General features: G+C 72.3%; 14 protein-coding genes. 8 read left to right on the forward strand and 6 right to left on the reverse strand.

Annotated features, from left to right (window positions below):
- Nucleotides 1-149: 149 nt before the first annotated feature.
- Nucleotides 150-2,174 carry an N-acetylmuramoyl-L-alanine amidase gene (locus tag OHA86_RS11990; RefSeq protein ID WP_329174869.1) on the forward strand — a complete coding sequence of 675 codons (2,025 nt, stop codon included), beginning with the start codon at nucleotides 150-152 and terminating at the stop codon, nucleotides 2,172-2,174.
- A 141-nt stretch (nucleotides 2,175-2,315) separates the two neighbouring features.
- Here OHA86_RS11990 and OHA86_RS11995 read toward each other — a convergent pair whose 3' ends face one another.
- A complete protein-coding gene (locus tag OHA86_RS11995; RefSeq protein WP_329174871.1) occupies nucleotides 2,316-3,209 on the reverse strand; it encodes a MurR/RpiR family transcriptional regulator in 894 nt (297 codons plus the stop codon).
- A gap of 151 nt (nucleotides 3,210-3,360) precedes the next feature.
- On the opposite strand from OHA86_RS11995, the gene OHA86_RS12000 reads away from it, so the two are divergent.
- The 4 genes from OHA86_RS12000 to OHA86_RS12015 all read left to right on the forward strand — a co-directional run bounded on the left by OHA86_RS12000 (nucleotide 3,361) and on the right by OHA86_RS12015 (nucleotide 6,713).
- Nucleotides 3,361-4,263 (forward strand): 1-aminocyclopropane-1-carboxylate deaminase/D-cysteine desulfhydrase, encoded by a 903-nt coding sequence (locus tag OHA86_RS12000; RefSeq protein ID WP_329174873.1) that lies wholly within the window; start codon nucleotides 3,361-3,363, stop codon nucleotides 4,261-4,263.
- A 55-nt stretch (nucleotides 4,264-4,318) separates the two neighbouring features.
- Entirely contained in the window at nucleotides 4,319-4,864 is a 546-nt protein-coding gene (locus OHA86_RS12005) for a GNAT family N-acetyltransferase (protein ID WP_329174875.1), read from the forward strand.
- A gap of 200 nt (nucleotides 4,865-5,064) precedes the next feature.
- Complete coding sequence (locus OHA86_RS12010; protein WP_033171796.1) at nucleotides 5,065-5,478, forward strand: anti-sigma regulatory factor; 414 nt, start codon at nucleotides 5,065-5,067, stop codon at nucleotides 5,476-5,478.
- Between the two features lie 107 nt (nucleotides 5,479-5,585).
- The gene (locus tag OHA86_RS12015; protein ID WP_329174880.1) at nucleotides 5,586-6,713 is read left to right on the forward strand and encodes an RNA polymerase sigma factor SigF; all 1,128 of its coding nucleotides are present in this window, start codon (nucleotides 5,586-5,588) and stop codon (nucleotides 6,711-6,713) included.
- Between the two features lie 35 nt (nucleotides 6,714-6,748).
- On the opposite strand, the gene OHA86_RS12020 is transcribed toward OHA86_RS12015, so the two are convergent.
- Nucleotides 6,749-7,219 (reverse strand): hypothetical protein, encoded by a 471-nt coding sequence (locus tag OHA86_RS12020; RefSeq protein ID WP_329174882.1) that lies wholly within the window; start codon nucleotides 7,217-7,219, stop codon nucleotides 6,749-6,751.
- Between the two features lie 48 nt (nucleotides 7,220-7,267).
- On the opposite strand from OHA86_RS12020, the gene OHA86_RS12025 reads away from it, so the two are divergent.
- Both OHA86_RS12025 and OHA86_RS12030 read left to right on the forward strand, forming a co-directional pair.
- Nucleotides 7,268-8,236: a diacylglycerol/lipid kinase family protein gene (locus OHA86_RS12025; protein WP_329174884.1), complete on the forward strand. Its 969-nt coding sequence runs from the start codon at nucleotides 7,268-7,270 to the stop codon at nucleotides 8,234-8,236.
- Nucleotides 8,237-8,556: 320 nt separating this feature from the next.
- Nucleotides 8,557-8,814, forward strand: coding sequence for a WhiB family transcriptional regulator (locus OHA86_RS12030; RefSeq protein ID WP_031520293.1), 258 nt, complete (start codon nucleotides 8,557-8,559; stop codon nucleotides 8,812-8,814).
- A gap of 123 nt (nucleotides 8,815-8,937) precedes the next feature.
- Here the strand turns inward: OHA86_RS12030 and OHA86_RS12035 are convergent, their stop codons facing one another.
- Nucleotides 8,938-10,386, reverse strand: a complete 1,449-nt coding sequence (locus OHA86_RS12035) for a sensor histidine kinase (RefSeq protein ID WP_329182371.1) — start codon at nucleotides 10,384-10,386, stop codon at nucleotides 8,938-8,940.
- A gap of 649 nt (nucleotides 10,387-11,035) precedes the next feature.
- Here OHA86_RS12035 and nagB point away from each other — a divergent pair.
- Complete coding sequence (nagB, locus tag OHA86_RS12040) at nucleotides 11,036-11,821, forward strand: glucosamine-6-phosphate deaminase (protein WP_329174887.1); 786 nt, start codon at nucleotides 11,036-11,038, stop codon at nucleotides 11,819-11,821.
- 856 nt (nucleotides 11,822-12,677) lie between these two features.
- Here the strand turns inward: nagB and OHA86_RS12045 are convergent.
- From OHA86_RS12045 to OHA86_RS12055, 3 genes are read right to left on the reverse strand one after another with little or no spacing between them, the layout of a single operon-like run.
- A complete protein-coding gene (locus tag OHA86_RS12045) occupies nucleotides 12,678-14,237 on the reverse strand; it encodes a glycoside hydrolase family 3 protein (protein ID WP_329174889.1) in 1,560 nt (519 codons plus the stop codon).
- Complete coding sequence (locus tag OHA86_RS12050; RefSeq protein WP_329174891.1) at nucleotides 14,234-15,115, reverse strand: carbohydrate ABC transporter permease; 882 nt, start codon at nucleotides 15,113-15,115, stop codon at nucleotides 14,234-14,236. Before OHA86_RS12050 ends, OHA86_RS12045 begins: the two co-directional genes overlap by 4 nt.
- On the reverse strand, nucleotides 15,112-16,113 hold the full coding sequence (locus tag OHA86_RS12055) for a carbohydrate ABC transporter permease (protein ID WP_329174892.1): 1,002 nt from the start codon (nucleotides 16,111-16,113) through the stop codon (nucleotides 15,112-15,114). Before OHA86_RS12055 ends, OHA86_RS12050 begins: the two co-directional genes overlap by 4 nt.
- Between the last annotated feature and the right edge of the window lie 31 nt (nucleotides 16,114-16,144).

Below are 16,144 nucleotides of genomic sequence, written 5' to 3' on the forward strand. Positions count from 1 at the left end.
AAGGGGGACGGCAAGGGGGACGGGGACCAGGGGATGGCAAAAACTTTCAGGATTTACGCACATGGTGTTGCTTACTTCCAGTCCGCCTCGACAGGCTGCGCCCAGCACTTCTGTCCGTGCACGCACAACCCGCAACGCGAGGAGCCTGGATGCACCGCCCGAACGGACCCACCCGCCACCGGCGCGCCCTGTCCCTGGCCGCCGCCCTGTCCCTGCTGGCCGGCCTGTCGGTGACCGCGGTCACCACGACCGCGGCCGGGGCCGCCGACCCGCAGACCGTCAGGCAGGCGGAATTCACCGCGGCGGCGCAGGAGTTCGGCGTACCGCTGCCCGTACTCGAAGCGGTCTCCTTCTACGAGACCCGCTGGGAGGCGCACGCCGGGCAGTCCAACGCCGAGGCGGGCCACGGTCCGATGAACCTCACCGACCTGACCGCCGCGGTGCTGGACGCGGACGGGCTGAGCACCCGGTCGCCGCGCTACGCCGAGCTGCTCAGCGCCCCCGCCGAGCACACCGCGGCGGCCGCGGCCCACCTGCTGGGCGCCGCCACCGCGGACGTGACGGGCGACGAGGCGCAGAACATCCGCGGCGGCGCGGCCCTGCTCGCCTCGTACGCGAAGGGCTACGGGCACGGCCGGCTGCCGCGCACCACCGACGGCTGGTACGCCGCCGCGGCCCGCTACAGCCAGTCCACCGAGGACAAGGTCGCGCAGGCCTTCGCCGACGGCGTGTGGTCCACCCTGGCCGCCGGCGCCACCCGTACCACCGCCGACGGCCAGCTGATCACCCTGGCACCGGTCCGCGGGCTGCACCCGGACCGCGGCGATGTGCGCAAGCTCGGGCTGACCGAGGTCACCCCGCCGCGCAGCAGCACGCCCGCCGAATGCCCCAAGTCGCTGCACTGCGACGTCATACCGGGCGCGTACACGCTGCTCGACCCGTCGAATCCCGCCGACTACGGCAGCCACGACCTCGCCGACCGCCCGAACGGCGACCTCGACATCCGCTACATCACCCTGCACAGCACCGACGAGACCTACGACGGCACCCTCGACCTCTTCAACGACCCGACGTACGCGGCCGGCGCCCACTACGTCGTACGGTCCCAGGACGGCCAGGTCACCCAGATGATCCCGACCAAGGACATCGCCTGGGACAGCGCCAACCGGTCCTTCTACCAGCACTCCATCGCCATCGAGCAGGAGGGCTGGGCCACCCACGGCGCCGCCTGGTTCAGCGAGAACCTCTACCGCTCCACCGCCTCGCTGGTGCGCTACCTGGCCGCGGAGTACCACATCCCGCTGGACCGCGCCCACATCCTCGGCCACGACAACGTGCCCGGCGGCACCGAGGGCGGCATCGCCACCCAGCACTGGGACCCCGGACCCGGCTGGGACTGGGAGCACTTCTTCGACCTGCTCGGCGCGCCGATCCGGGCGACCGCCCACCAGGGCAGCGGCGTCGTGGCGATCAAGCCGGGCTACGCCCGCAACCCGCAGACCACCACCTACTGCGACGACGTCCAGGGCTACAAGCGCTTCCCCGGCCCCTACCGCAGCTTCGACTGCCCGGCGACCTCGCAGAACGCGCCCGCGTCCTTCGTCCCGCTGCACACCGCCCCGAGCGCCTCGGCCCCACTGGTCGCCGACCCGTACCTGCACCCGGACGGCTCCGCCGGGACCAGCGCCATGAACGACTGGGGTGACAAGGCCCCGGCGGGCGAGCAGTACGTCGTCGCCGACCGCGCACCCGGCTGGACGGCGATCTGGTGGGGCGGCGCCAAGGCCTGGCTCCAGGACTCCGCCGCCCACCCGGCGACCGTCCCGGTGCGGGCCGCCCGCATCGTCCCCAAGGCCGGCGCCACGTCCGTCCCCGTCTACACCACGGCCTACCCCGAAGCCTCGGTCTATCCGCCGGACTTCATCGCCTTCGAGGGCGGCGCCCCCCGCGCGCAGCTGGCCCGCGCCAAATACTCCATCCCGGCCGGCCAGTCGTACGTCGCGGCGGGTCCGGCCGTGCGCACCGACTCCTACTTCGCCATCTACTACGACGGGTCGGCGCCGTACGACCAGCACGACTTCGTCGGCACGACGAAGGTGTACGAGATCGTCTACAACCACCGGATGGCGTTCGTGAACGCCGCCGACGTGGACCTGGTCCCCGCCGCCTCCTGACGCGGCCGCCGGCCCCGGCACCGCGAGGGCGCTCGCCCTCGCGGCCGGGGCGGACGGGACAGGGGCGGGCCGCGGCCGGTGGCGGACCACACGGCCGCGGCCCGATGGGCCCCGGCGCTCCCCGGTGCTCCCCGGGCGGCTCTAGAGAGGGCGGTCGCTCTCCAGAGCCTCGTGGGTGAGCCGCAGCGCGCGGCTGGACCGCTCGAACGTGCGCTGCGCCACGCAGACGAACAGGCAGTCGACCACCACGAGCTGGCTGATCCTGGAGGCCATCGCCCCCGGCCGGAAAGTGGTCTCGCGGCCCGCGGAGACCAGGACGTGGTCGGCCAGCCGGGCGGCCGTCGAGAGCGGGTGGTTGGTGATCACCACGGTCGTGGCCCCCTCGGCGGAGGCCCGGCGCAGCGGTTCGAGCACATCGCGGCTCTCGCCGGAGTGCGAGACCGCGAGGAAGACGTCGCCCGGCCCGAGCAGCACCGCGCTGGTGAGCGCGGACTGCGAGTCGCCGTGCGCGTGGCACGGCCGCCCGATACGCGCCAGCTTCTGCTGGAGGTCCTGGGCGACCAGGCCCGACGCGCCGACTCCTGCGATGTGCAGCTGGCCGCCGCCGCACACGGCTCTGACGGCCTGGTCCAGCTCGACCGGATCGAGCTGGCTCGCGGTCTCCTGGACGGCCTGCGACTCGGTGTGGACGATCTTGCCGATGACGTCCGCCGCCGAGTCCTCGGGGGTGATGCCGGCGCTGAGCGTGGAGCGCGGCGCCTGCCGCGCGGCGGACGCGGCGAGGGCGAGCCGCAGTTCGGGGTATCCGGCGAAGCCGAGTGCGCGAGCGGTGCGCACGATCGACGACTCGCTGGTCCCGGCGAGTGCGCTGAGTTCGGAGATGGTACTGCGGGCGACCTGCGCCGGGTCCTCCACGATCAGCGAGGCGATCCGGGCCGCGGCGGGGGTGAGCGAGGGCAGCAGCCCCCGCACCATGGCGGTGAGCGCGTCGGCCGAGTCACTGGACGCAGTGGCGTCCCATGATCGGTCGGTCAATGACTCCTCAACTATTTGGTACACGGCATCAAGGATGCACCGCGAAACGCCCTTCTGGGACCCACGGGGGCGGAATTCCGCACTCCGGCCGGAACCCGCCGGACGGCCGCCCCGGGGCGTACCTGTCACACGTCCGGGTGACAATGGGCGCGTGAGCGCCGCACCGTCACTCCTGGAACCGCAGCCGCCGTCGCCGCTGACCGAGGTCGCCGACGAGCGGCTCGCCCGGCACGGTGTGCGGCTGCTGCTCAAGCGGGACGACCTGGTCCACCCGGAGCTGCCGGGCAACAAATTCCGCAAACTGCGGCTCAATCTCGCCGCCGCCGCCGAGGCGGGCCACGGCACCCTGCTGACCTTCGGCGGCGCCTACTCCAACCACCTGCGGGCGGTCGCGGCGGCGGGCCGGCTGCTGGGGCTGCGCACGGTCGGGGTGGTGCGCGGCGAGGAGCTGGCGGACCGCCCGCTGAACCCCTCGCTGGCCAGGGCCGCGGCCGACGGCATGCGGCTGGACTTCGTCGACCGGGCGACGTACCGCCGCAAGACCGAGCCCGCGGTGCTGGCGTCGCTGCTGGCCCGGCACGGCCGCGCGTACGTCCTGCCGGAGGGCGGGTCGAACACGGCGGCGGCCGTGGGCTGCGCGGACCTGGGCCGCGAACTGCGCGGCGCCGCCGATGTGGTGGCGGTGGCGTGCGGCACGGGCGGCACGCTCGCGGGGCTGGCCGCGGGCCTCGCGGACGGACCGGGGCAGGGCGCCGAGGCGATCGGCTTCCCGGTGCTGCGCGGGGGCGCGTTCCTGGCCGCCGACGTGCTGCGGCTCCAGGAGCGGGCCTTCGGGGGGCGCCGGGGGAACTGGCGGCTCGACGACCGCTTCCACCACGGCGGCTTCGCCAGGACCAGCCCCGCCCTGGAGGAATTCGCCGCCGACTTCGGGCGGCGGCACGGCCTGGACCCGGAAAGGGTCTACGTGGCGAAGATGCTGCACGGCGTGGTGACGCTGGCCGGCGCCGGCGCCTTCCCGGCCGGCACCCGGGTGGCCGCGGTGATCACCGGATGACCTGCCCCCGTGCGCCCCTTACGCCGGTCACACCGTCCGACCGTAACCTGATGGCATGATCCGCGCCGCGACCCCCGCCGACCTGCCGCTCCTGCACGCCCTGATCCGTGAACTCGCCGACTACGAGCGGGCGCTGGCGGACGCGCAGGCCACCGAGGAGCAGCTGCGTACCGCGCTGTTCGGCGCCGATCCGGTGGCGCACGCGCTGATCGCGGCCGACGACACCACCGGCGAGCCGGCCGGTTTCGCCCTGTGGTTCCGCAACTTCTCCACCTGGACCGGCACACCCGGGCTGTATCTGGAGGATCTGTACGTACGCCCGCAGGCGCGCGGGGCCGGCCACGGCAAGGCCCTGCTGGCCGCGCTCGCGGCGATCTGCGTGGAGCGCGGCTGGTCGCGTTTCGAGTGGTCGGTGCTGGACTGGAACGAGAAGGCGCTGGCCGTCTACCGCTCGATCGGCGCCCTGCCGCAGGACGAGTGGACCGTGCAGCGCCTGACCGGCCCCGCTCTTGAGAAGCTGGCCGGGCAGGCGGGGAAAGGCGCCGGCAGCGCCGCCGCCGCGGCCCGGTCGGACAACCTGACGAATTCGCATGCGAATTGAGACCCCGCCGCGCGGCCCACGGTCCGTGCCCATGCGCTTACCATGGGTGACAGGACGGAATCGCTTCCGGCCCCTGGAAGGCCCGCGGACCGGTTCGCCCATGGCGGCGACCGTGCTCCGTCCGGGCGACATCAGGGCGCGGATCGCGATAGCGTCGCTGCGAACCAGAGCAATCACTGTGTGCCACCTTGGAGGTGAGGGTGTCCCAGAGCGCAGGCGAGCCCGGGTCGAAGGACTTCGTCGAGGTCCGGCTGCCCGCGGCGGGGGCGTATCTGTCGGTCTTGCGGACGGCCACGGCCGGTCTCGCGGCCCGATTGGACTTCACCCTCGACGAAATCGAGGATCTGCGGATCGCCGTGGACGAGGCATGCGCGATCCTGCTGCAGCAGGCCGTGCCCGGCAGCGTGTTGAGCTGTGTGTTCCGGCTGGTCGGGGATTCGCTGTGGGTGACGGTCGCGGCGCCCACCACCGACGGCCGCGCACCGGAGCGCGACACCTTCGCCTGGACGGTGCTCTCCGCACTGGCCGGCGAGGTGGACTCCACCGTGGCCGAGGACAAGACGGTCAGCATCAGTCTGCACAAGAAGCGCGGCGCCGTTCCAGGGCTGTCGTGAGGATCGCGGACAGGGCGGCGCCGCCGCCGACGTCGTCAGGGTCAGCGCGTCCCGGCCCACCCGCGGGCCGGTGACGGTACAACCGTGCAGGAAGACGGGGAATCGCCATGAGTGCTGAGCTGTCCCGGGGGGAGAACCCCGGCACACCCGCGGAGCACGACGTGCCCGCGGTGCGCGGTCGCGCCTCCGTACCCGCCCAGCAGCCGGACCCCGCGGGTCCGGCCGGGCGGCCGCAAGCGGCAGGCGACGCGGCCAGGCCCCATCCCGAACCCGTGGGCGGGCAGACCCCAGGGGACGCATTGGACGCGGCGGAGCAGGCGAAGACGATGGAGCAGCAGCCGGCACAGCACCCGCAGGAGCAGCCGGGACAGCGGGCGGAGGAGCCACCGGCGGAAGAACCGGCGCAGTCGCCGGAGGACAGGCCGGCCGGGACCGCCGACGCCGCCGAGCCGGCCGAGGAGCGGCCGGCGGTGCACGACCCGCACGACCGGGCCGGCGCGCGGGCGCTCTTCGTCGAGCTGAGCAAGCTGCCCGACGGCTCGCCCGAGCGGGCCGAGCTGCGCAACCAGCTGGTCAGGATGCATCTGCCGCTGGTCGAGCACCTGGCCCGGCGGTTCCGCAACCGCGGCGAGCCGCTGGACGACCTCACCCAGGTCGCCACGATCGGGCTGATCAAGTCCGTGGACCGCTTCGACGTCGACCGCGGGGTGGAATTCTCCACGTACGCCACCCCGACGGTGGTCGGCGAGATCAAACGTCACTTCCGTGACAAGGGCTGGGCGGTACGGGTGCCGCGCCGCCTCCAGGAGCTGCGGCTCGCCCTCACCACCGCGACCGGTGAGCTGTCCCAGCGGCACGGCCGCGCCCCGACCGTCCACGAGCTGGCCGAGCACCTCAAGATCTCCGAGGAGGAGGTCCTCGAAGGCCTGGAGTCCGCGAACGCGTACAGCACGCTGTCGCTGGACGTGCCCGACACCGACGACGAGTCGCCGGCCGTCGCCGACACCCTCGGCTCCGAGGACGAGGCGCTGGAGGGCGTCGAATACCGCGAATCCCTCAAGCCGCTGCTCGAACAGCTGCCGCCGCGGGAGAAGACGATCCTGCTGCTGAGGTTCTTCGGGAACATGACCCAGTCGCAGATCGCGCAGGAGGTCGGCATCTCCCAGATGCACGTCTCCCGCCTTCTCGCCCGCACCCTGGCGCAGCTGCGCGACAAGCTCCTGATCGAGGAGTAGCCGCTCGCCGGGGCGGGACAGCCGGGTCGGGCCGGTCAGGGGGTGGTGGTGCGGCGGATGCCGAGGGCGTCGGTGGTCGACGGGTGGACCAGCAGGACCAGCCCTGCGATCGCCAGGGCGCCGAGGAAGACACCGCCCCCGACCACCGCCCCCGAGGAGTGCAGCATCGTCCAGGCGATCGGCAGCGCCAGCAGCTGCATGATCAGCGCGGGCCCGCGGCTCCAGCGCCGCGCCTTGCGCAGCCCGTGGGCCGCGGCCAGCGGCAGCGCCGCCAGGACCAGCACCGTCAGGCCCGCGAGCACCGCGTTGTGGCTGTCGGTGAAGAACATCGTGACGCCCCACGCGGCGACCGCGAGCCCTTCGAGGCCGGCGATGGCCGCGGCCGCGATCAGCCGCGGGGTCGGCCGCCCGGCCGGTGCGGCGGCGGGCGCCCCGCTGGAGGCCGCGGCGGACGTCGCGGCGGCGGCGGAAGGCTCGGGCGAGGGGTCGCGGGGGCTCTGGCTCACACCACTCAGCGTAGCCCGATGCGAAAAAGCGTAGGTACGCTATCGGGCATGCGTGCTCTTCTCGTCGTCAATCCTGCCGCGACCACCACCAGCGCGCGGGTCCGTGACGTGATCAGCACCGCACTGGCCAGTGATCTGAAGCTGGAGGTCGCGACCACCGAATACCGCGGGCACGCGCGGGACCTGGCGCGCCGGGCGGTGGAGGGCGGCGAGGTCGAACTCGTGGTCTCCCTCGGCGGCGACGGCACCGTCAACGAGATCGTCAACGGCCTGCTGCACCACGGCCCCGACCCCGACCGGCTGCCGCAGCTCGCCGTGGTGCCCGGCGGGTCGACGAACGTCTTCGCCAGGGCCCTGGGGCTGCCCAACGACGCCGTGGAGGCCACCGGCGCCCTGCTGGACGCCCTGCGCGCCGGATCGTCGCGTACGGTCGGCCTGGGCCTGGTGAGCGGCACGCCCGGCACCGAGGACGAGGGGGTGCCCGACCGGTGGTTCACCTTCTGCGCGGGGCTCGGCTTCGACGCCGGGGTGGTCGGGCGGGTGGAGCAGCAGCGGGAGTTGGGCAAACGTTCGACGCATGCGCTGTATCTGCGCCAGGTGGCCCGGCAGTTCGTCGCCGACCAGCACCGCAGGCACGGCACGATCACGCTGGAGCGCCCCGGCGAGGAGCCGGTGGCCGGGCTGATGACGGCGATAGTGTGCAATACCGCGCCATGGACGTATCTGGGCAACCGGCCGGTGTACGCCTCCCCCGACGCGTCCTTCGACACCGCCCTTGACCTGCTGGGTGTCAGCAAGATGTCCACCTTGTCGGGCACGCGTTACGCGGCGCAGCTGCTCCGTTCCACTCCGGAGCGGGGGCCTCGCGGCAAGCACACGGTGGCCCTGCACGATCTGACGGACTTCACCTTGCAATCGCAGGCCGCATTGCCGTTCCAGGTGGACGGTGACCACCTGGGGCTGCGTACGAGCGCGAGCTTCACAGGCGTACGCCGTGCACTGCGTGTGATTGTGTAAGTCGAAGAGCCTAAAGTCCTTTTACTCGAACGTTTAGGCTGCCCTGCACCCCATGGAAGTACGGCTGTGATTGAGGCGACACCGAGGAATCAAAAAAAACTTTCCTGAAGGGGTTGTATCTCCCGCCGAGGTTTGCGAGTCTCTAGGTGGCGATCGGGACGGCCGACCAACCGGCCCCCTTGAGAGCCCGAATCTTCCACCTCACACCTGCGGGACTGCACCAGTGAAGACTGGGTGGCGTCCCGTTCGCTGTGAAGGGATTCGTGAAAGCGTTCACATTCACAAGCAACGTGCTTGTCACACAAGGAGTTGGAGCAGCCATGGACTGGCGTCACCGCGCCGTTTGCCGCGAGGAAGACCCCGAGCTCTTCTTCCCCATCGGCAACACCGGTCCTGCGCTGCTGCAGATCGAGGAAGCAAAGGCCGTCTGCCGCCGCTGCCCCGTCATGGAGCAGTGCTTGCAGTGGGCACTGGAGAGCGGCCAGGACGCCGGTGTCTGGGGTGGCCTCAGCGAGGACGAGCGTCGCGCAATGAAGCGCCGCGCCGCCCGCAACCGGGCCCGCAACGCCAGCGCCTGACAGGCGCCTTCCTACCGAGCCGCAGCGCGCAGCACCTGTCACACGCGCAGCACACAGCATCCGAAGGCCCCCGTACCAATGACGGTACGGGGGCCTTCGCGTGTCCGCGTCCGGCGCGAACTCTCAGCTCTCCAGGGGCAGTTCGAGAATCACCCGGGTGCCGCGGACCGGGGCGGGCAGCATGTCGAAGGTGCCGCCCAACTCGCCGACGACCAGGGTGCGGACGATCTGCAGGCCGAGATTGCCGGCCTGCTGGGCGTCGAAGCCGGGCGGCAGGCCGCGGCCGTCGTCCTGGACGGTGATGGTGATCAGCTCCCGGCCGCGGGTCGCGGTGATGTCCACGCTGCCCGACTCGCCGGGACCGAAGCCGTGTTCGAGGGCGTTCTGCAGCAGTTCGGTGAGCACCATCGACAGCGGGGTGGCGATCTCCGCGGTGAGGATGCCGAACCGGCCGCCGCGCCGGGCGATGACCCGGCCGGGTGAGATCTCGGACACCATCGCCAGCACCCGGTCGGCGATCTCGTCGAACTCGACCCGCTCGTCCAGAGTCTGAGACAGCGTCTCGTGCACGATGGCGATCGAGCCGACCCGGCGTACCGCCTCCTCCAGCGCCTCACGGGCGCTGTCGGAGTCCATCCGGCGGGCCTGGAGCCGCAGCAGGGCCGCGACCGTCTGGAGGTTGTTCTTCACCCGGTGGTGGATCTCCCGGATGGTGGCGTCCTTGGTCATCAACTCCCGTTCGCGCCGCCGCAGTTCGGTGACGTCGCGGAGCAGCACCAGGGAGCCGGTGTGGACGCCCTTGGGCTTGAGCGGGATCGCGCGCAGCTGGATGACGCCGTCGCCGCCCTCGACCTCGAACTCCCGCGGCGCCCAGCCGCTGGCCAGCTTGACCAGCGCCTCGTCCACCGGGCCGCGGGCGGGGGCGAGTTCGGCGGTGGCCTTGCCCAGGTGGTGGCCGACCAGGTCGGCGGCGAGGCCGAGCCGGTGGTAGGCGGACAGCGCGTTGGGGCTGGCGTACTGCACAATGCCGTCGGCGTCGAGCCGGATCAGCCCGTCGCCGGCCCGCGGCGAGGCGTCCATGTCGACCTGCTCGGCGGGGAAGGGGAAGGCGCCGGCCGCGATCATCTGGGCGAGGTCGCTGGCGCTCTGCAGATAGGTGAGCTCCAGCCGGCTCGGCGTGCGGACGGTCAGCAGGTTGGTGTTGCGGGCGATCACCCCGAGCACCCGGCCGTCCCGGCGCACCGGGATGGACTCGACCCGCACCGGCACCTCCTCGCGCCACTCCGGGTCGCCCTCCCGGACGATCCGGCCCTCGTCGAGCGCCGCGTCCAGCAGTGGCCGCCGGCCGCGCGGCACCAGGTGCCCGACCATGTCGTCCTGGTACGAAGTCGGCCCGGTGTTGGGCCGCATCTGGGCGACCGAGACATAGCGCGAGCCGTCCCGGGTGGGCACCCACAGCACCAGATCCGCGAAGGACAGGTCGGAGAGCAGTTGCCACTCCGAGACCAGCAGATGGAGCCATTCGAGGTCGGAGGCGTCGAGCGCGGTGTGCTCGCGGACGAGGTCGTTCATGGAGGGCACGTCTGCGAGCGTACCCGTCGGCCCGAGGGGGGTGCGCGACGCGCGGTTTACGGGCACTATTTGTTCGGGCCGGGTACGAACATCCGTGGCCCACCCATGGACAACGACTAATGGTCTAGTCCACAATGGCACCATACAAGACCTCCGGGCTCCCCGCACAGGAGCGCGGACCGAGGCGAGGCGTTCTCTGCCCTGACTACGCCGCCGCCTCGTGGTCGGCCCCTATCGGGCCCGCGGGGACCGCACACCCCGCCGGCCACGGGCGCCGACGTCAGCTCCGGGCTGCGGTGCTGGAGAGGCTGAGGGTCCTCTCCCGGCACCGCGGCCCGAAGTGACAGGCCTCTTTCCGCCACCGGCCCGCCGCCGGACTCCCCAGACCTCATTCGGGGGACCCCCGGCCCGGCGCGCCCTTCGGGTCCCCGGCCACTGGCGGACCCGGGGGAAAGCGGCGGCGGGCCGCCACGCGCCTGCTTCTGCGGCCTTCGCCATCGCGAGGAAATCCGGTTCGGCCGCCGGCCGCGACGATCCCCCGGTCCATGACCGCCCCTGCCGCCCTGCCCCGGGGCGGCCTGGGGGCAGGGGTGCCCACCTGGTAGATTGGTCTATACCACACTCACCTCTCCAGAACGGCAGGCCCAGCGTGGAAGTTGTCATCGTCCCGGACGCCGCGGCAGGCGGCGACATCATCGCGGAGGCCATGGCCGCGCTGCTCCGCCGCAAGCCGGACGCGCTGCTCGGCGTGGCCACCGGTTCCACTCCGCTGCCCGTCTACAAAGCCCTCGCCGCCAAGGTGCGCGACGGTGCGGTGGACGCCTCCCGGGCCAGGGTCTGCCAGCTGGACGAGTACGTGGGCCTGCCCACCGGCCACCCGGAGTCGTACCGCTCGGTCGTACTGCGCGAGGTCGTCGAACCGCTCGGCCTGTCCCCCGAGTCCTTCATGGGTCCCGACGGTGCCGCCGACGACGTCCAGGCCGCGTGCGAGGCCTACGACGCCGCGCTCGCCGCCGCCGGCGGGGTCGATCTCCAGCTGCTCGGCATCGGCACGGACGGGCACATCGGCTTCAACGAGCCCTGCTCGTCGCTCGCCTCACGCACCAGGATCAAGACGCTCACGGAGCAGACCCGGATCGACAACGCCCGCTTCTTCGGCGGCGACATCGCGGCCGTGCCGCACCACGTCATCACGCAGGGCATCGGCACGATCCTCGAGGCCCGGCACCTGGTGCTACTCGCGACCGGTGAGGGCAAGGCGGAGGCGGTCGCGGCGACCGTCGAGGGGCCGGTCGCGGCGGTTGTTCCGGCGTCGGCGCTGCAGTTGCATGCGCATGCGACGGTGATCGTGGATGAGGCGGCTGCCTCGAAGCTGAAGCTTGCGCCGTACTTCCGGGCCACCTACGCCTCCAAGCCGGCCTGGCAGGGGCTCTAGCCCCGACCAGGCACACTTGCGGCGGTGCCGCCGCTCCGGGGGGTACGTGTCCCCTTCCGGGGCGGTGGCTGCCCGTCTCCCCACGACGGCCTCGTCGTGGCTTGTCGCGCGGTTCCCCGCGCCCCCGGGGGGCTGCCCCTTGCGGTGGCTTATCGCGTGCCGCGCCGTATTGGCTGAGCGCGCAGTTCCTCGCGCCCCCGGGGTGGTGGCCGCCGTGGCCACACGACGGCCTCATCGTGGCTGAGCGCGCGGTTCCTCGCGCCCCTGGGGGGCTGCCCCTTGCGGTGGCTTGTCGCGTGCCGCGCCGTATTGGCTGAGCGCGCAGTTCCTCGCGCCCCCGGGGTGGTGGCCGCCGTGGCCACACGACGGCCTCGTCGTGGCTTGTCGCGCAGTTCCCCGCGCCACTGGGGGGCTGCCCCTTGCGGTGGCCTGCCGCGTGCCGCGCCATCGTGGCTGAGCGCGCAGTTCCTCGCGCCCCCGGGGTGGTGGCCGCCGTGGCCACACGACGGCCTCGTCGTGGCTTGTCGCGCAGTTCCCCGCGCCCCTGGGGGCTGCCCCTTGCGGTGGCCTGCCGCGTGCCGCGCCATCGTGGCTGAGCGCGCAGTTCCCCGCGCCCCCGGGGGGGCTGCCCTCCGCGGCGGAGGACGAGGGCCGTAGGGGTGAAGGGAACTGCGCGCTCAGCCGAGACGGCGGGGCCGACGGGCAACGCGCCGCTAGGGGCACCCGCCCAGCGGCGGCGGCGGCCGCAGGGGAGGCCGCGGGCGGACCGCCGGCGCGAGGGGCAGCCGCCCGCGGCGGCACCGCGGGCCAGGGGCGCACCGCACCCCGGTGGTGACCGTACAGACCTCGGCCGGGGTCAGCGAGCCGTGACGATCGCCTCGGCCGCGGCCTCACCGCAGACGCGCGCGGCGCCATGCGTGGCGACGTGGAGGGAGCCGCACGGCGGGGCCTGCGGGACGCCCATCTCGACGACGACCGTGTCGGGCCGCGCGGCCACGAGGCCGCTCAGCGCCTCGGCCATCCACCCGTGCCGGTGCACGTCGCGGACCACGGCGACGATCCGCCGCCCGCCGGCCGCGCCGAGCACGCCCGCGAGGAAGTCGGGCCCGCCCGCGTCCGCCGCGCGGAACGTCGCCGTCTCGGTGCCGGCCAGCAGCCGTTCCAGCTCGGCCGCCACGCCCCACGGCGTGTCCTCGCCGACCGCGATGTTGGCCACCGGCGTGAACGCGGCCACGTACGGCGCCGAGTCCAGTACCGCGAAGCCGGGCGCGCGGGTCACCCGCAGCGCCCGCCGGGCGGCTTCGAGGCCGACCTCGGAGGCGGAGCCGAAGCCGTCGGAGGATGCGGGGCCGGGTGTGGTCCCCTCCGCTGCACCCGACCGCCGGTCGGCCGCCCAGGCGGCCAGCTCGCGGACCCGGGCCGCGGCGTCGGCGAGCCGCTCGCGGGAGAGGTCGCCGGAGCCGACGGCGGCCACGATCGCGTCGCGCAGCGCGTGGACGGTCTGCTCGTCGGCGAGGCCGCCGCCGACGCAGATCGCGTCGGCCCCGGCGGCCAGCGCCATGACGGTGCCGCGCTCGATGCCGTACGTGGCGGCGATCGCCTGCATCTCGATGCCGTCGGTGACGATGAGGCCGTCGTAGCCCAGGCCGCCCTTCTCGCGCGGGGCGCGCAGCAGGCCGGTGAGCGCGGCGGCGCTCAGCGTCGCGGGCAGGTCGGGGTCGAGCGCGGGCACCAGGATGTGCGCGCTCATCACGACCTTGGTCCCGGCCGCCAACGCGGCCCGGAAGGGCACGAGTTCGCGGGCGTGCAGCGTCGCGAGGTCCACGTCGATACGCGGCAGCGCGTGGTGCGAGTCGGTGGCGGTGTCGCCGTGGCCCGGGAAGTGCTTGACGCACGCGGCGACCCCGGCGGACTGGAGGCCCTCGACGTAGGCGGCGGTGTTGCGGGCCACGAGGTCGGGGTCGGCGCCGAAGGAGCGGACCCCGATGACCGGGTTGTCCGGGTCGGAGTTGACGTCGGCGGACGGCGCCCAGTTGAGGTTCACCCCGCATTCGGCGAGCCGGCGGCCGAGTTCGGTGGCGACCGCGCGGGTCAGCTTCACGTCGTCGACCGCGCCGAGCGCGAGGTTGCCGGGGAAGGAGGAGCCGCCGCGTGCCTCAAGGCGGGTGACGTCGCCGCCCTCCTCGTCGGCCGCGACCAGCACATCGGACCGTACCGCCCGCAACTGGGCGGTGAGCGCGGCCAACTGCTCGGGCGATTCGATGTTGCGGGCGAACAGCGCCACCGCGCCGAGGCCTTCGGCGAGCTGCCGCAGCAGCCACTCGGGCGCTGTGGTGCCGACGAAACCGGGCTGCAGGACGGTCAGCGCGTCGCGGACCAGGAGTTCCGCAGGCGTGTCGGTGGAAATGACGGTCATCCCTTCACCGCCCCGGCCGTGAGGCCGGCGGCCATCTTGCGCTGGACGAGCAGGAACAGGATCACCACGGGGATACCCATCATCGTGGACCCGGCCATCATCGGCGCGTACTCGGTTCCGTGCTGGGTGGTGAAGGAGCCCAGCCACACGGTGGCGGTCTGGTGGTCCTGGCTCATTACCAGCAGGGCGTAGAGGAACTCGTTCCAGGCCTGGATGAAGCCGTAGATGGAGGTGGCGACCAGGCCGGGGGCCAGCAGCGGGAAGACCACCCGCATGAAGGCGCCGGTGCGGCTGCAGCCGTCCACCATGGCGGCTTCTTCCAGCTCCTTGGGGATGTTGACGATGAAGCCGCGCAACGTCCAGACGGTGAAGGGCAGGATGAAGGTCAGATACGTCAGGACCAGGCCCGACAGCTTGTCGATCTGGTGGATCTGGTTGAGCAGCAGGAAGACCGGGATGATCATCGCGACCAGCGGCACCATCTGCACGGTCAGGATGCCGACGATGACGACCTTGCGGCCGCGGAAGGCGAAGCGGGAGATGGCCAGCGCCGCGAGCAGCCCGATGACCGCGCCGATCACCACGGTGCTGGCGCTGACGATGAGGCTGCGCTCGACCGGGCCCCAGAAGTCGCTGATGTTCAGCGCCCGGCGGAAGTTCTCCAGCGAGACCGGCAGCGGGAAGAAGTGCGGGTGCGGGTCGATGGCGTCCTTGGCCGGTTTGAACGCCGTGTTGATCATCCAGTAGACCGGGAAGGCGGTCAGCGCGAAGACCACAAGGCCCAGCAGGTTCCAGCCCAGTTTGGTGTTGCGGCGGCGGCGGTTCACCGCGTCCAGCCGTGTGGGGGCGGCGGTCGGCCGCGAGGTCAGCGCGCTCATTCCACCTCTCCGATCTTCAGCATCTGCCGCATGTACACCGCGACCACACCGAGCAGCAGCAGCACGGTGAGCAGGGCGATGGCGGATCCGGTGGCGTAGTCGTTGACGCCGAACGCCTTCTCGTACGAGTAGGTGGTGAGCAGCTGGAACTCGGGTTCGGGGTGGCCGCCGCGCATCAGCCACACCTGGGCGAAGACGCCCATGTCCCAGATCACCGACAGGGTCGTCATCATCACGACCAGCGGCTTGATGATCGGGAAGGTCACGTAGCGGAAGACCCCGAAGGCGTCGGCGCCGTCCAGCCTGGCCGCCTCCTCCAGCTCCTTGGGGACCTGGGTGAGGCCGGCGCTGAGGGTGATCACCACGAACGGGATCGCGCCCCAGACCACTTGGAGCATGATCACGCCCAGCCCCTCGGGGCCGGACGCGAACCAGTTGTGGCCGCTGTAGTCGACGCCCGGCAGCTGGCTGAGCGTCCAGTTGACGACGCCGTAGTCGCTGTCGAACATCCACTTGAAGACGGTGACGGCGACCACCACCGGCATCGCCCAGCTGGCGACCAGGGCGATGTTGATCAGGGTGCGGACCCAGCCGGAGACCCGCTGGAGCAGCAGGGCGACCAGCATGCCGATCACCATGGTGAGCAGCACCGCGCTCGCCGCGAACAGCACGGTCCTGACCACGACCGACCAGAACTCGTGGTCGGTGAGGATGGCCTGGTAGTTGTCGAAGCCGACCCAGGTGGCCGGTTTGAAGCCCCACAGCTGGGGCTTCTTGTAGTCCTGGAAGGACAGCGTGCCCAGCTTGATCAGCGGGTAGCCGAGGACGAGCACCAGGACGAGGATGCAGGGCGCCAGCAGCAGCCAGGGCGTGAGCGTCCGGCCGAGCTTGACTCTGCGGCCGCGTGACGCGGCGCGGGCTCTCCCGGGGCCGCGCCCGGGAGGTGATGAGTGCCGCGGCGGCGGCACCTTGGTGGTGGTGGTATCAGCGGCACTCATCACGTGCTCCTCAGCGGTCCCGGTCTACGTT

The organism is Streptomyces sp. NBC_01477, from assembly GCF_036227245.1.
Lineage (GTDB): Bacteria > Actinomycetota > Actinomycetes > Streptomycetales > Streptomycetaceae > Actinacidiphila.

Excerpts from the sequence above, each read along its gene's own strand:
- OHA86_RS12030 (WP_031520293.1), top strand. The coding sequence starts at position 8,557 with ATGGACTGGCGTCACCGCGCCGTTTGCCGCGAGGAAGACCCCGAGCTC.
- OHA86_RS12005 (WP_329174875.1), top strand. The coding sequence starts at position 4,319 with ATGATCCGCGCCGCGACCCCCGCCGACCTGCCGCTCCTGCACGCCCTG.
- OHA86_RS11990 (WP_329174869.1), top strand. The coding sequence starts at position 150 with ATGCACCGCCCGAACGGACCCACCCGCCACCGGCGCGCCCTGTCCCTG.
- OHA86_RS12055 (WP_329174892.1), bottom strand. The coding sequence starts at position 16,113 with ATGAGTGCCGCTGATACCACCACCACCAAGGTGCCGCCGCCGCGGCAC.
- OHA86_RS12045 (WP_329174889.1), bottom strand. The coding sequence starts at position 14,237 with ATGACCGTCATTTCCACCGACACGCCTGCGGAACTCCTGGTCCGCGAC.
- OHA86_RS12050 (WP_329174891.1), bottom strand. The coding sequence starts at position 15,115 with ATGAGCGCGCTGACCTCGCGGCCGACCGCCGCCCCCACACGGCTGGAC.
- OHA86_RS12025 (WP_329174884.1), top strand. The coding sequence starts at position 7,268 with ATGCGTGCTCTTCTCGTCGTCAATCCTGCCGCGACCACCACCAGCGCG.
- OHA86_RS12015 (WP_329174880.1), top strand. The coding sequence starts at position 5,586 with ATGAGTGCTGAGCTGTCCCGGGGGGAGAACCCCGGCACACCCGCGGAG.
- OHA86_RS12035 (WP_329182371.1), bottom strand. The coding sequence starts at position 10,386 with ATGAACGACCTCGTCCGCGAGCACACCGCGCTCGACGCCTCCGACCTC.